This is a genomic window from Nocardioides sp. IC4_145 (assembly GCF_011250565.1).
Lineage (GTDB): Bacteria > Actinomycetota > Actinomycetes > Propionibacteriales > Nocardioidaceae > Nocardioides.
In genome coordinates, this window is record NZ_JAANMS010000041.1 from 1 (window position 1) to 13,915 (window position 13,915).

Below are 13,915 nucleotides of genomic sequence, written 5' to 3' on the forward strand. Positions count from 1 at the left end.
GTCGCCGACCCCCGTCCCGGTCCCGCCGCCGACCGTCGCCCAGCCGTTCCGGGCCTTCACGCTCAACGTCTGCTACTGCCTCGGCCCGGCCAAGGCGATCGCCGACGTGCGCAAGGTGCTGCCGCTCGGCGACGCCGGCGTGCTCCAGGAGTTCTCCGACGCGGTCGACCGCCGCAACCTCGTCTCGCTGCTGACCGCCGAGGACTGGGGCTGGTACATGCCCACCACCGGCGGCGGCACCATCCCGATCATCTGGGACCGCTCGCGCTTCCGGCTGATCGAGGGGCGCACGATCACGGTCCACCCCGCCGAGAAGGGCGTCACCCCCGCGCGCCACATCAACTCGGTGCGGCTGCGCGAGATCGCCACCGGCGAGGTCTACGGCCTGGTCAACGCCCACACCATCGCCCGCGCCTCCAAGGACGCGCGGCTCAGCGACATGCGCCGCATCCCGCGGCTGCGCAAGCACCTGCAGCTGATGCGCGGCGAGATCGAGCGGCTCTTCGGCACCACCGAGCACGTCTTCGCCGGCGGCGACCTCAACGTCAACTACCTGGCCGACCGCAACCGCCGCAACGCCGGCCTACCGACCAGCGCGCTCGGTGACCTCGTCCGCTTCGACATGCCGCTCGTCGGCTCGCGCGGCACGAAGTCGTTGCTCGACTACACGATGAGCGTGCGCGACGCCGGTGGCCTCCTGCCGACCGACCGGCGCGTGGTGCGCGGCTTCAACTCCGACCACGACGCCGTCGTCGTCACCTACCAGCCGCAGCAGCTGCTCGCCGACGGCCCGGTCTTCAACGACCCGACCGCCGACCCGGCCGACCGCACCGTCGTCCGCGACCGCCAGGTCCGCGCGGTGCGCAACGCCGAGCCCGGCGACACCGTCCGGCTGGCGACCGCCCGCCTCGCCGACCCGGTCCTCGAGGAGGCGCTGCTCGCGGCCGCCGCCGAGGGCGTCGGCGTCCGGGTCGTCGCCGGCGCGACCAGCCCCGCGCTCACCCGGCTCCAGGCCGCGCTCGGCACCGACGCCGCCGCGACGTCGTCCGCCCTCGCCTGCGCCGCGGGATGCCTCGACGGCGGCCGCCACGAGGTCGAGGCGCTGCTCGTCGACCGGCTGAGCCGGACCACCGACCTGACCGTCGTCGCCAGCGCGGCCGCGGTCCCCGCCAGCACCAAGGCCTGGACCACCGGCTTCATCTCGACCGACCCGACGACGTACGACGCGTACGGCGCGGTCCTCGACCAGCTCGTCGCCGCGGCCGCACCCGCGCCGTTGCCCGAGGTGCCGACCGACCCGGCCGCGCCGACCGGGCCCGCACGTGCCCTGGCCGCGATGTCCTACCCCGTCGCCAGCGGCTCCACCGACCCCGTGCTCGACGCGCTGGCCCCGGTCGCGTGTGCGCCGGCCGGCCAGGGCGCCACCCGGGTCCGCGCCGTCGTCCGCTCCTGGGCGGGCGCCCGCGGCCGACTCGTCGCCGACCGCCTCGCCGACCTGCGCCGCGCCGGCTGCGACGTCGCCGTCGTCGTCGGCCCCGGCGTGCTGGGCGGGATCCGCAGCCGCCTGACGACCGCCGGCGTGCCGGTCACCGCCGCAAAGGTCGCCCAGACCACCCTCGTCGTCTCCGGCGGCTCCACCACCCGCGCCTGGGTCGGCGGCCCGCCGTGGACCGACACCGGCGCCACCAGCACCGGCCTCGCCCTCGAGGTCGCCGACGCCGGCGTCGTCGGCCGCTACCTGGACCAGTTCACCCGCCTCACCCGCTGACCCGGCGGTCGACCCCGGCTGGTCAACGGTGCGCCGCGGCTCAGGCGGCGGAGGGGGTGACCGGGGTGCGGTCCCGGCCGAGGACCCACGCCATGCCGGCGAGGGCGGCGAGCTGGAGGGGCCAGCCGAGGGCGATCTTGAGGATGCCGAGGGTGGCGACGACGGTATCGGCGTCCATGGCCCCGCTGTTCCCGGCGAGCCACAGGGGCGCCTGGACGACCACGCGCAGGAAGCACGGGACGACGAGCAGCCAGGTGAGCGTGCTGCAGAGCCGGACGACCTGCCGGTCGTCGTGCCAGGCGGTGGGGTCGCCGGTGACGCTGCCGACCATGAAGCCGACGAGCGGCCACCCGATGAGGCAGGTGAGCGCGAGGACGAGGGTGTAGCCGCCGTTGTAGAGGATGCCGGGCAGGAAGTACGCCAGCGCCTGCTCGTCCTCGCTGCCGCCGCGGCTCGCGGCGAGGCGGACGAAGAGCCAGCCGATGCCGATGCCGAAGAGCGCGTTGAGCGCGAACTGGATCGTCGAGCGCTGCACGAGCCGCACGACGAGCATCACGACCGCCGCCGCGACGCTGATCGTGAGCGCGAGCACGAGCTCGCGGGTGGTGAGCCACAGCGCGGTGAAGAGGATCGTCGGCACGGCGGCCTCGACCATGCCGCGGCGGCCGCCGAGGGCCTTCGCGAGCTGGGCGCGGACGACCGACTCGACGGTCTCGACGGTGGGCTGCTCCTGCTCGGTCGTCATGGGAGGAGCTCGTAGCGGGGGTTGTAGATGACGCGTGCGCCGTCGTGCGTGCCGATCCGCCCCTTCACGTCGATGGAGCGGCCGGGGGTGATGCCGGCGATCTGGCGCCGACCGAGCCACACGACGGTGAGCACGCCGGAGCCGTCGAAGAGCTCGGCCTCCAGGGCGGGCACGCCGCCACGCGGGCGGAGGGTGACGGTCCGCAGCGTGCCGCGCAGGTGGACGCGTTCGCGGTCCGGCGCGGTGGCGACCGTGGAGCAGTCGGGCGCGGCGTACGTCTTGCGCAGGTCGCGCGCGTGCTGGTCGCTGGTGTCGGCCCAGCGGCTCAGGCTGCGTCGCAGGCGGCTCATGCCAGCCGCCTGGCGCTCTCCGGCATGGTGACCGGCAGCGGCTCGCCGGGGGGCACGGCGCCGGCGCCGCGGCGTACGGCGACCGTGGTGATGACGTCCTCCCACTCCTGCGCCTGGGGGGACTCGGGCTCCATCGCCGGGCGGCCCAGCAGCGTCGCGCGCAGCAGCCAGCGGTCGCCGGTGATGCCGATGATCCGCGAGGGCTGGGTCGCGGCCTGGCCGTCGGTGCGGGTGACGGGGAGCTCGCAGAGCAGCTCGGTGCCGAAGCGGCCCTGGCGCTCGCTGGCGGTGCCGCCGCGCTGCGCCATCTCGGCGGCGATCCGCGGCCGCAGCTCGCTCCAGAGGTCGTCGTTGCGGGGCGCGGCGAACGCGCGCAGCTCGAGCGCGCCGTCCTCGCCGGTCAGCAGGACCGCCTGGACCTCGCCCGAGCGCTCGTCGACCTGCAGGCGCAGCTCCCGCCCGGGCACCGCGCCGATGAGCAGCGAGCCGAGGTCGACCCGCTCGCCGTCGCCGGGAGGCAGGTCGGAGGCGTCGTAGGGACCGACCGGAGCCGCGGCCGTCCCGGCCTCGTCGGTCGATCCGCCCTCGCTGGTGGGCTCGACGGACTTGCGGCGGAACTTCACGTGCATCTCCCTCGACTGGCGGGTCAGGGGCGGGTCACGGACGACCGAACCCCCCGGTAGAACCGTAACCTCCGGTCCCCCGCTGCGAGGAAGGCAGGACGTCGACCTCGACGAAGGTCGCGGTCTCCACGCGCTGCACGACCAGCTGCGCGATCCGGTCGCCCCGGTGCAGCTCGACCGGCTCGCTCGGGTCGAGGTTGACCAGCAGCACCTTGACCTCGCCGCGGTAGCCCGCGTCGATCGTCCCCGGCGCGTTCACGACGGTCAGGCCGTGCCGCGCGGCCAGGCCCGAGCGGGGATGGACGAGCCCGACGTACCCGTGCGGCAGGGCGAGCGCGATGCCGGTCGGCAGCAGGGCCCGCTCCCCCGGCGCCAGCGTGACGTCGACGGTGGTGAGCAGGTCGGCGCCGGCGTCGCCGGGGTGCGCGTACGCCGGCAGCGGCAGGTCCGGGTCGAGCCGGATGACGGCGATCTCCAGCGGGCTGTCCGACGTCTGCTGCGGCTCGGTCACGGCCGGACCCTAGAGCATCCCGGCACCGACCGGGATGGGAGGCTGTGTGCCGTGCCCGAGCCTGTCCCGACCCCTCCCGCCGACCGTCGCGAGCTCCACCGCGAGCGGTTGAGGGTGCCGCTGCGCTGGTGGGTCCAGTGGACGATGTTCGTGGCGTCCCTGTGGCTCGCGCTGGTCGTCGCGGTGCCCGGCCCCCTCGCGTGGAGCGTGTCGGCGGTGCTGCTGGCGGTGTCGGTCACCCTGCTCGTGGGGTACGGCGCCGCGCCGGTGGTCGTGTCCGACGGCGTGCTGCGTGCCGGGCGCGCGCGGATCGGGGTGGAGCACCTCGGCGAGGCCCGTGCGCTCGACGCCGCGGAGACCAAGCACGTCCACGGCCCCGGCGCTGACGCCCGCGCCTACCTGCTGCTGCGGCCCTACCTCAAGCGGGCCGTGCGGGTGGAGGTCACCGACCCGGCGGACCCGGCGCCGTACTGGCTGATCGGCACCCGCCGGCCCGACCGGCTCGCCGCCGCCATCACCGCCGCCCGCGAGGGCTACGTGGCCGGTCGCGACGACATGCCGGCCTGAGGCCTGGGTACTGTCCCGCCATGGCATCGGACTCCTCCAAGGTGTGGTCGGTCTTCTCCCTCGTCTCCGCCCTGGGCGCCGCGGCGCTCGCGAAGCAGGGCCTGGACAAGACGTGGCGGGTGGCGACGGGGAAGAAGCCGCCGGAGAACCCGGCCGACCCCGACGTCGAGCTCCGCGAGGCGATCGCCTGGGCGATCGCGAGCGGTGTCGCCGTGGGCATGGCGCGGATGCTCGCCCAGCGCCGGGCCGCGGCGTACTACGCCCGTTCCACCGGCCACCTGCCGCCGGAGCTGCGCAAGGACAACCAGAAGGGCTGACGGCCCTCACCCACCCCGGGCAAGCCCAGAGAAGGCGAAAGGCCCGCGACCACCAGGTCGCGGGCCTCTTGCATGCGGTGTCGTGTCACACGCAGTCGCGGCAGATCATCTTCTTCTCGTCGGCCAGCTGGCTGCGGTGGTGGACCAGGAAGCAGCTCATGCAGGTGAACTCGTCGTCCTGCTTGGGCTTCACCTCGACGGCGAGCTCCTCGTGCGAGAGGTCCGCGCCCGGGAGCTCGAAGGACTCGGCGGCTTCGGCCTCGTCCTCGTCGACCTTCCCGGAGTTCTTGTCGTGGCGACGCGCCTTGAGCTCCTCGATGGACTCCTCGGACTGCTCTTCCTCGTTCTTGCGCGGTGCGTCGTAGTCCGTCGCCATGCGTCGCTCACTCCCCTCGGGCTCGATGTGCCACCAACGGCGCGCCAGATTGTGCACCATCGGCCGGCGGTTGCCCACACCGGGCGGTGGGGCGTGTGCGGAACGTCGCCTGCAGGTGCCCTATTCCCCCGGCGACCAATCCGCCGCGAAGCCCGCGTCCAGGACCGCCGCGAGCAGCTCGTCGAACCCGTGCGCCGGCGCGGCGACGAGCAGGTCGCGGCCCCCTACGCCGGTCATCAGCTGCGTGCGAGCACCCGCGGCGCGGGCCACCAGGCCGCCCGCGGCGTGGTCCCAGAGGTGGACGCCCTCCTCGACGTAGCCGTCGAGCAGACCCTCCGCCACGTGGCACAGGTCCAGTGCGCAGGACCCCAGCCTCCGCACGTCGCGCACGCGCGGCAGGAACCGCACGAGCGCCTGCGCCTGGAGCGCGCGGAGGTCGCTGTCGTAGGAGAACCCGGTCGCGACCAACCGCTGCGCGAGCGGGGTCGGGCCCGCCACGGACAGGGGTACGCCGTCGCGCGTCGCGGTCGCGCGGCCGTCGACGCCGACGTGGGCGGCGTACTCCACCCCGGTCGCGGCGTTGACGACCACGCCGGCGACCACCTCGGGCCCCTCGCCCGAGGTGACCTCGGCGGCGACCGAGACGGCGTACTGCGGGATGCCGTAGAGGAAGTTGACCGTGCCGTCGATGGGGTCGACCACCCACCGGACCCCGGAGGTGCCGGCGCGGTCCTCGCCCTCCTCGCCGAGCACCGCGTCGTCGGGGCGCCGCTCGCGCAGCAGGGAGCGGATCAGCGCCTCGCTGGCGCGGTCGGCCTCGGTGACGACGTCGACGTCGCTGGACTTGGTCGCCGCGACCCCGACCCCGCGCGCGGCGTGCTCGCGGACCACCTCGACGGCCGCCCGCGCCACCTCGAGGGCGACGTCGAGCAGCGCCTCGCCGGTCGGCGGGGAGGCCGGCGGGCTGGCCGGCGCCGTCACTGGTCGATCGGCTCGCGCTCGCCGGTCAGCGTGGGCACGGCGCCGCGCGGGTTGGCGCAGCAGCCGACCGGGCAGCGGTCCCACATCGGGCCGGTGGTCCCGACCGCGGGGCGCTCGACCGCCTCGCCGCGCTCGGCGGCGGCCCGCTCGAGCAGCAGGTCGCGGACCGCGCGGACGAACCGCGGGTCGGTTCCGGCCGTGCCCGCGCGCCGGGCGGGGAGCCCGAGCTCCTCGGCGGTGGTCATCGCCTCGGTGTCGAGGTCGTAGATGACCTCCATGTGGTCGGAGACGAACCCGACCGGGACCATCACGACCGCGGGCACGTCCTGCTCCGCGAGCGCGGTCAGGTGGTCGTTGACGTCCGGCTCGAGCCACGGGACGTGCGGGGCGCCGGAGCGGGAGCAGTAGACGAGCTCGTGCGGGTGCTCGCGGCCGGTCTCCTCACGGACCCGCTCGGCGACGACGGCGGCGACGTCGAGGTGCTGGCGGACGTAGGCGCCCCCGCCCTGCTCGGGCGGGCCGCTCGCGTCGTTCATCTGGGTCGGGATCGAGTGGGTGACGAACGCCAGGTGCGCGCCGTCGCGCACGTCGTCGGGCAGGTCGGCCAGGGCGGCGAGCGTCGCGTCGACGACCGGCTCCACGAACCCCGGGTGGTTGAAGTAGTGGCGCAGCTTGTCCAGCCTCGGCGCCGCCGGGGAGTCCTCGGGGAGGGCGTCGACGGCGGCGAAGAGGTTCTCGCGGTACTGCCGGCAGCTCGACCACGACGAGTAGGCGCTGGTCATGAAGCACGCGGCACGGCGGACGCCGTCGGCGGCCATCTGCGCGAGCGTGTCGGTGAGGTAGGGGTCCCAGTTCCGGTTGCCCCAGTAGACCGGGATGTCCACGCCCGCCTCGGCCAGGTCCGCGCGCAGGTCCTCGAGGAACGCGCGGTTCTGGTCGTTGATCGGCGACTTCCCGCCGAAGAGGTAGTAGTGCTCGCCGACCTGCTCGAGCCGCTCGCGCGGGATGCCGCGGCCGCGGGTGACGTTCTCCAGGAACGGCACCACGTCGTCGGGCCCCTCCGGGCCACCGAAGGAGACGAGCAGGAGGGCGTCGTACGGCGTGGGATCGGTGCTGGATTCGGCGGCGGGGCCGGGGCTGGACATGGCCACATCGTAGGGAGAGCGACCAACGCTCCCGCGATTGGTCGGCGCCTCGCGGACGGCTCTAGGTTGACCTCCGCCATGACCGCCCTCGCCACCTACCGCCGGGTCCTGGCGCACCCCGGCGCGGCACTCTTCAGCGCCACCGGGCTGGTCGCCCGGCTGCCCATCTCGATGGTCGGCCTGGGCATCGTGCTGCTCGTCGAGTCGTCGACGGGGTCCTACGGCCTCGCCGGGGCGGTGTCGGCGGCGTACATGGTCGCCAACGCCCTGCTCGCGATCGTCCAGGGCCGCCTGCTCGACGCGCTCGGCCAGGGGCGCGTGCTGGCGACGGCGAGCGTCGTCTTCGGCGTCGCGATGGTCGCGGTGGTCACCTCGGTGGAGGCGGGCTGGCCGCTCGCGTCGACATACGTCGCCGCCGCGTTCGCCGGCGGCTCGCTGCCGCAGATCGGCTCGTGCGTCCGGACCCGCTGGTCGTTCGTGCTCGACGCGCCCGAGGACAAGCAGACGGCGTACGCGCTCGAGGCGGTCGCCGACGAGGCGGTCTTCATCCTCGGCCCGATCCTGGTCACCCTGCTCGCGACGACGGTCGACCCGGTCGCGGGGCTCGCGGTGGCGATCGTCGCCGGCGTGGGCGGCAGCCTCGCCTTCGCCTCCCAGCGCGCCACCGAGCCGCCCCCGCACCGCCACGACCGCACGACCGGCGCCCGGCCGCCGCTCCCCTGGCGCACCGTCGTGCCCCTGGCGATCGGCAGCGCCGCGCTCGGCGTGCTCTTCGGCGCCGCCGAGGTGACGACGGTGGCCTTCGCGGAGGAGCAGGGCAACGAGGCGTACGCAGGCGGGCTGCTCGCCCTCTGGGCGCTCGGCAGCCTCGTGGCCGGCTTCGTCACCGGCACGATCGCGTGGAAGCGCGGGCCGGCCGTCCGGGTCCGGTGGGGCGCGGCCGCGATGGCCTGCGCGATGGCCCCACTGTTCCTCGTCGACTCGGTCTGGCTGATGGGCCTCGTGCTGCTCGCCGGCGGCCTGGCGATCGCCCCCACCCTGGTGGCGACCATGTCCCTGACCGAGCGGGTCGTGCCCTCGAGCCGGCTGACCGAGGGCATGGCGATCATGCAGACCGGCCTCGTCGCCGGTGTCGCCCCGGGCGCCACGATCAGCGGCTTCGTCGTGGACCACTCCGGCGCCTCCGCCGCCTACCTGGTCAGCCTCGTCGCAGGCCTCGTCGCCGCCCTCGCCGCCCAGACCCTCCCCCGCGACTCCTGACGCCCGCCTCGGCTGGTCGAGGAGGGTCGCCAGGCCCGTCTCGAGACCCGCGCAGCCGGTGCGCCGGATAGGTTGCGCTCCGTGGAGTGGAGCAACTGGTCGGGGCTGGAGCAGGCGCGCCCGAGCCGGGTCGTGCGGCCCGGCGACGTCGCGGGGATCGTCGCGGAGGTCGAGCGTGCCCGGGAGCGCCGCAGCACGGTGAAGATGGTCGGCACCGGCCACTCCTTCACCGGCATCGCCGCCCCCGAGGAGACGATGCTCGTGCCGTCGGGCATGGCGGGGATCGTCGCGGTCGACCGCGAGGCGATGACGGTCACCGCGCTGGCCGGCACCCGGCTCCAGGACCTCAACGAGGCGCTCGAGCGGCTCGGGCTGAGCCTGCACAACATGGGCGACATCGCCGAGCAGACCCTCGCCGGGGCGGTCTCCACCGGCACGCACGGCACGGGTGGCCTCGCGGGCGGGCTCGCCGCGCAGCTGGCCGGGCTCGAGCTGGTCACCGGCACCGGCGAGGTGGTCCGCGCGACGGCCGAGGACGACCCGGAGCTGCTCGACCTGGCGCGGGTCGGGCTGGGCGCGCTCGGGGTGCTGACGACGCTGACCTTCCGGGTCGAGCCGCTGTTCCTGCTGGAGGCCCGCGAGGAGCCGATGGCGTGGGACGCCGCGCTGGCGACGTACGACGAGATGACGGCGAGCAGCCACCACGTCGACCTCTACTGGTTCCCCCACACCGACCGGACGATGGTCAAGCGCAACGACCGCCTGGCCGCCGACGTCTCCGAGGCCGAGCCGCTGGCGCAGTGGCGCTCGTGGCTGGACGACGACTTCCTGTCCAACTCCGTCTTCGGCGTCCTCAACGCCGCGGCCAACCGCGTGCCGGCCGTGATCCCGCGGATGAACCAGGTCAGCGCGCGCGCCCTCTCCGCCCGCACCTACAGCGACGTCGCGCACCGGGTCTTCACCTCGCCGCGGAAGGTCGTCTTCCGCGAGATGGAGTACGCCGTGCCGCGCGCGGACGGCCTCGAGGTGCTGCGGGAGTGCCGCCGCGTCATCGACGCCTCCGACGTGCGGGTGACCTTCCCGGTGGAGGTCCGCTCGACGCCGGCCGACGACGTGGCGCTGTCGACCGCGTCGGGGCGCGACTCGTTCTACCTGGCGTTCCACACCCACCGCGACGCCGACCACTGCCGCTACTTCGCGCTGGTCGAGCCGGTGCTGCGCGCGGCCGGCGGCCGCCCGCACTGGGGCAAGGTGCACACGATGGCGGCCGAGGACCTCGCGCCGGCGTACCCGCGCTTCGCCGACTTCCTCGCGCTGCGCGACCGGCTCGACCCCGACCGGGTCTTCGCCAACGCCTACCTGCGGCGCGTCCTGGGCGACTGAGGCCGTCCCTCGATCTGGGGATGTCGCGCCCCCGCGGGCGATCCGGCGGGCTGCCGGACGCACCGTCGGCGGATGAGGTCGAGCAGCGGGGGTCGAGGAGCCGGCACGTCGAGGACGTGGCGTGGTCGCATCGGGTCGGCCGGGTTCATCGGGTTGGTCGGGTCGGTGGTCACGGCCTGCCTGGTGGTGGGCGGCGCCGGTCCGGTCACGGCCGCGCCCGCGCGCACCCAGGCGCCGTCGAGCGCCACCGCTGCGCCGGACGGACCGGTCCCGGACCGGATCGACCTGGCCGACGACGTGGTCGTGCCGGCCCCGACCGGCGCTCTGCAGCGCTGGAAGCCGCGCCGCTGGCCGGGCCGCACCATCCGCTACCACGAGACCCTGCCGGCGAAGTGGGACTGGAGCCTCGACCGGGCCGTCGAGCGCTGGAACCGCTCCGGCGGCAACATCCGGTTCGTCGAGGTCCCGCGCTCGAAGGCGCGGCTGACCATCCGGTACGGCGACACCGGCGGGGCGGACGGCGTCGGCACGCTCGGCTACCAGGCGACCAACTACGTCCACCTCGCCCCCTTCTACAAGCAGGCCGACGCCCTTCGCGCGGAGACCCGGGTCTGGGTCGGCCGGCTGCTGGCGCACGAGCTCGGGCACGTGCTCGGCTTCGACCACACCGGCGGTCGGTGCTCGCTGATGTACCCGGTCTTCGACATGGGCGGCTGCCCGCTGCTGTCGGCCACGCCCGGCTCCTACGAGTGCCGGTGGATCGACAAGCCGCTGCTGCGCCGCTTCGTCGCGTGGTACGGCGGCCGGGCGCGCCTCGCCCCGCGTCGCTGCCTCATCGAGCCGCTGCCCGCGCCACTGAGGGACGTGAACTTCTCGGGCGGCCAGCCGGCCGACCGTCCGGTGCGGATCACCTGGCGACCGGTCTCCGGCGCCCGGCCCGGCACGAAGGTCTTCGTCACCGTCTGGAAGGCGCCGACCTGCGGGAGGAGGCCGCGGAGCTGGGACCTCCGCGTGGGGCTCGCGCCGTCGGTGGGCACCTGGAGCGACCCGCGCTACGGCACGGGCGCGTGGTGCTTCGGCGTCGAGGTGGCCAACCGGTACGGCGGTGCCCGCTCCGGCGGCGTACGCCGGATCGAGCGGTGGGCGCCCGTCCCGCCCGCGCCGGCTGTCGGCACCCCGACCTGGGTGGCCTCGGAGAGCGCCTGGCGCTTCACCTGGTCCGGCTCCCCGGGCGTCGACCTGGCCGTCGTCCGCAGCTGGGAGGACCCCACGACCTGTCCGACCGGCACCACCGACTGGATGGCGCTCGACCGCGGGCCGGGGGGTGGCTACCTGCTCCACGCCTCGCGCGCCGCGGAGTGCGTGCTCCTGGTGGCCGTCACCGACTGGGGCACCGTGAGCCCGCCGACGCGGCTGCTCCTCGAGGTCCCCGGCGTCGGCTCCGAACCGCAGGTCGGCACCCCCGCCTGGGTGCCGGCCCGGTCGGCGTTCCGCGTGTCCTGGACGCCGCCCGACCCGGGCACGCGCCTGGAGGTGGTCCGCGGCGACGGGTCCGGCGCCTGCCCCGTGTCGATCGGCGACGGCTGGAGCGAGGCGCTGGAGCAGGACGGGCCGTCCACGTGGCTGGTCCCCACGTGGTCCGCCTCGGAGTGCGTCGCGTTCGTCGCCGTCACGAGCTGGGGCGCCGTCAGTCCCGCGACCACCCTCACCCTGACCGTGCCGCCGCCGACCGTCCGCCCCACGGTCGGCGAGCTGACCTACGACCCGGACGCCGGCAGCGCGCGCGTCGCGGTGGACCTGTCCGAGGACGCCGGCAGGTTGGGGATCCAGGTGCTTCCCGGGTCGTGCCCGGCCACCCCGCCGGCGGACGCGACCTGGTCCGACGGCTTCGCGAACGGCGACGGCACCTGGACCGTGCACCCCGCCTCCGCGGAAGCGCCGAGCTGCGTCCTCTTCGCCGCCCTCTACGACTTCGGACGGCCCGGGCCGGTGGTCGAGCGCGAGCTCGTCGTCCCGTGACGTCGGGCGCGGACGCTCGGACCAGCGGGAACCGGTGGCGCCCGATCGGGGGCCGACCGCTTCTCCGCGCCCCGCGACCGGCCCGATCCCGACCGGGTCCGAGCCGACGCCCACCCGTGCCGCGTGCTCGGCGCCTGACGGTCCTACGGTGGGCCCGTGCCGGCCACCTCGATCCTCCCGTCCGTCGGGTCCCGCGCAGCGCGCTGGGGAGCGCTGGCGCTCCTCGTCCGGCCCACGTACGTCGCGGCGGAGCTGTTCGTCGCGGCAGCGGCCACCGGCGACTACAGCCTCGTCGCCGACTCGATCAGCCGGCTCGGCGAGTCGAGCTGCTCGGCGGGATCCTGCTCGCCGCGCCACGACGTCATGAACGCCGCGTTCGTCGTCTCCGGCGCACTGCTGGCCGGCAGCGGGGCGTTGCTCAGCAAGGCCTGGGGACCGACGGTCACCGGCCTGCTCGTCGTCTCCGGGCTGAGCTCGGTCGCCACCGGCCTCGCCCCCCTGGACCGCGACGTCACCCTGCACGTCGTCGCGGCAACGCCGCTGTTCGTCGCTCAACCGCTCGCGCTGGTGGCCCTCGGCCTGCGGCTGCGCAGCGACCGGCCGCGCCTGGCGCGTGCCCTGGTGGCGACCGGGGCGGTCACCGGCGCGGCAGCGGCGGCGTTCGTCCTGGCCGGCGACGGCGCGGCGGCCGGTGCCCTGGAACGCCTAGCGATCTGGCCCGTGCTCGTCGCCCTGGCCGGCGCGGCCGGGGCCGTGGCACGGCCCCGGGCGGTGCTCAGACCAGCCGGAACCGGAGGCACACGATCGGGGTCTCGTCGGTGACCGGCGTGCCGAGACGCTCCCAGTAGCGGCGGTGCCCGGCGCGCCACTCCTCCAGGTCGGCGTCGCCCTCGCCCTCGGCGTGCGCGAACTCCCACGGGACCTCGGCGAAGGCCACGGTCCCCACCGCGGTGACCTCGACCGTGCCGACCTGCCCTCCGTCGTCGTCCAGCAGCGCGAGCCGCTCGCCGACGTGCTCGAGCTCCTCGCCCTCCTCGTCGTACTCGGCCCGCAGCCCGGCCGTCGCCTGCTTCTCCCCGGCCAGGACGAGCCGGTTGAGCTCCTCGCGCAGCCCGCCGGGCGTCCCGAGCTCGAGCGCACGCAGCCCGCCGACCCGCGGCCAGGTCACGACCCGCCCTCCGGGGACAGCGAGGTGCACACGCACGCCTTGTTGCCGTCCGCGTCCGCCAGGACGACGTACGACGGCGCCTGGCTGTCGTCCACGACGGTCGCGCCGGCGGCGACGGCCGCGGCGATCCGCTCCTCGGCGACCTCGGGCGCCACCCACACGTCGAGGTGGAACCGTTGCCGCGGCTCCTCGTGCGGGTCGGTGCGCTGGAACCAGAGGTAGGGCACCTGCCCGGTCGCGTCCCGCACGTCGTCGTCGATGCTGCCGCGCCCGACGGAGTCCGCCGACCCGGTCAGCAGCGCGGCCCAGACCGGCGCGAGCTCAGAGGCACGGGCCGTGTCGAGGGCGAGCTCGATCGCGGTGATGCCCCGCGGCTCGGGGACCGCGCCGGCCTCGGCCGCGACCGCGCTGAGCACCCGGGCGAGGTCGACGTCGCGCTGCGTCACCCACTCGACGACGTGGTCGACCCCGGTCTCGTCGCGGTAGACCGCGTCCGGGCTGACCAGCCGCAGGTCGACGTGGCCGCGGTCGAGGGTGACCCGGAGGTCGGACGCGGTCCCGGCGGCCGCCTCGGCCACCACGGCGGCCAGCCGCGCCGCCGCCGCGAGGTCCGCGACGGCGTACCGCGCGTGCAACGCCTGGCCGAGCTTGCGCCAGTCCGCGAGCCCGGCGGCGGCGATCTCCGCGTTCCTCAGCATCTGC

At 75.2% G+C, this 13,915-nt stretch carries 16 protein-coding genes; 7 read left to right on the plus strand and 9 right to left on the minus strand.

All coding sequences use genetic code 11. The features are described 5' to 3' along the window. On the plus strand, positions 1-1,768 hold a 1,768-nt coding region (locus G6553_RS15960), incomplete at its 5' end, for a hypothetical protein (protein WP_166195130.1). Between the two features lie 40 nt (positions 1,769-1,808). On the opposite strand, the gene G6553_RS15965 is transcribed toward G6553_RS15960, so the two are convergent. From G6553_RS15965 to dut, 4 genes are read right to left on the minus strand one after another with little or no spacing between them, the layout of a single operon-like run. Continuing rightward, positions 1,809-2,513, minus strand: a complete 705-nt coding sequence (locus tag G6553_RS15965; protein ID WP_166195133.1) for a DUF3159 domain-containing protein — start codon at positions 2,511-2,513, stop codon at positions 1,809-1,811. After that, the gene (locus G6553_RS15970; protein ID WP_166195136.1) at positions 2,510-2,863 is read right to left on the minus strand and encodes an OB-fold nucleic acid binding domain-containing protein; all 354 of its coding nucleotides are present in this window, start codon (positions 2,861-2,863) and stop codon (positions 2,510-2,512) included. Before G6553_RS15970 ends, G6553_RS15965 begins: the two co-directional genes overlap by 4 nt. Further along, a complete protein-coding gene (locus G6553_RS15975; protein WP_166195138.1) occupies positions 2,860-3,492 on the minus strand; it encodes a DUF3710 domain-containing protein in 633 nt (210 codons plus the stop codon). Before G6553_RS15975 ends, G6553_RS15970 begins: the two co-directional genes overlap by 4 nt. Positions 3,493-3,520: 28 nt before the next feature. Further along, a complete protein-coding gene (gene dut, locus G6553_RS15980; RefSeq protein WP_166195141.1) occupies positions 3,521-3,997 on the minus strand; it encodes a dUTP diphosphatase in 477 nt (158 codons plus the stop codon). A 51-nt stretch (positions 3,998-4,048) separates the two neighbouring features. On the opposite strand from dut, the gene G6553_RS15985 reads away from it, so the two are divergent. Beyond that, positions 4,049-4,564, plus strand: coding sequence for a DUF3093 domain-containing protein (locus G6553_RS15985; RefSeq protein WP_347565756.1), 516 nt, complete (start codon positions 4,049-4,051; stop codon positions 4,562-4,564). Positions 4,565-4,584: 20 nt separating this feature from the next. Beyond that, on the plus strand, positions 4,585-4,881 hold the full coding sequence (locus G6553_RS15990) for a DUF4235 domain-containing protein (RefSeq protein ID WP_166195144.1): 297 nt from the start codon (positions 4,585-4,587) through the stop codon (positions 4,879-4,881). 85 nt (positions 4,882-4,966) lie between these two features. Here the strand turns inward: G6553_RS15990 and G6553_RS15995 are convergent, their stop codons facing one another. The 3 genes from G6553_RS15995 to G6553_RS16005 form a co-directional block, all read right to left on the minus strand. Next, positions 4,967-5,257 carry a DUF4193 domain-containing protein gene (locus G6553_RS15995; RefSeq protein WP_154611873.1) on the minus strand — a complete coding sequence of 97 codons (291 nt, stop codon included), beginning with the start codon at positions 5,255-5,257 and terminating at the stop codon, positions 4,967-4,969. A gap of 120 nt (positions 5,258-5,377) precedes the next feature. Then, positions 5,378-6,238, minus strand: a complete 861-nt coding sequence (locus G6553_RS16000) for an inositol monophosphatase family protein (RefSeq protein WP_166195147.1) — start codon at positions 6,236-6,238, stop codon at positions 5,378-5,380. Next, positions 6,235-7,383 carry a ferrochelatase gene (locus G6553_RS16005; RefSeq protein WP_166195150.1) on the minus strand — a complete coding sequence of 383 codons (1,149 nt, stop codon included), beginning with the start codon at positions 7,381-7,383 and terminating at the stop codon, positions 6,235-6,237. The genes G6553_RS16000 and G6553_RS16005 overlap by 4 nt, the downstream gene beginning before the upstream one ends. 78 nt (positions 7,384-7,461) lie before the next feature. Here G6553_RS16005 and G6553_RS16010 point away from each other — a divergent pair, with 78 nt between their 5' ends. From G6553_RS16010 to G6553_RS16025, 4 genes are all read left to right on the plus strand, one after another. Beyond that, positions 7,462-8,643 carry an MFS transporter gene (locus G6553_RS16010; RefSeq protein ID WP_166195153.1) on the plus strand — a complete coding sequence of 394 codons (1,182 nt, stop codon included), beginning with the start codon at positions 7,462-7,464 and terminating at the stop codon, positions 8,641-8,643. A gap of 81 nt (positions 8,644-8,724) precedes the next feature. Beyond that, complete coding sequence (locus G6553_RS16015) at positions 8,725-10,026, plus strand: D-arabinono-1,4-lactone oxidase (RefSeq protein ID WP_347565758.1); 1,302 nt, start codon at positions 8,725-8,727, stop codon at positions 10,024-10,026. Between the two features lie 72 nt (positions 10,027-10,098). Beyond that, positions 10,099-12,045: a matrixin family metalloprotease gene (locus tag G6553_RS16020; RefSeq protein WP_166195158.1), complete on the plus strand. Its 1,947-nt coding sequence runs from the start codon at positions 10,099-10,101 to the stop codon at positions 12,043-12,045. 156 nt (positions 12,046-12,201) lie between these two features. Then, complete coding sequence (locus G6553_RS16025; RefSeq protein ID WP_166195160.1) at positions 12,202-12,867, plus strand: DUF998 domain-containing protein; 666 nt, start codon at positions 12,202-12,204, stop codon at positions 12,865-12,867. On the opposite strand, the gene G6553_RS16030 is transcribed toward G6553_RS16025, so the two are convergent. Together G6553_RS16030 and G6553_RS16035 are read right to left on the minus strand one after the other, a co-directional pair. Then, entirely contained in the window at positions 12,821-13,213 is a 393-nt protein-coding gene (locus tag G6553_RS16030) for an ASCH domain-containing protein (protein WP_347565759.1), read from the minus strand. The two genes, G6553_RS16025 and G6553_RS16030, sit on opposite strands and share 47 nt — an antisense overlap. After that, positions 13,210-13,911 (minus strand): VOC family protein, encoded by a 702-nt coding sequence (locus G6553_RS16035; RefSeq protein WP_166195241.1) that lies wholly within the window; start codon positions 13,909-13,911, stop codon positions 13,210-13,212. Before G6553_RS16035 ends, G6553_RS16030 begins: the two co-directional genes overlap by 4 nt. Between the last annotated feature and the right edge of the window lie 4 nt (positions 13,912-13,915).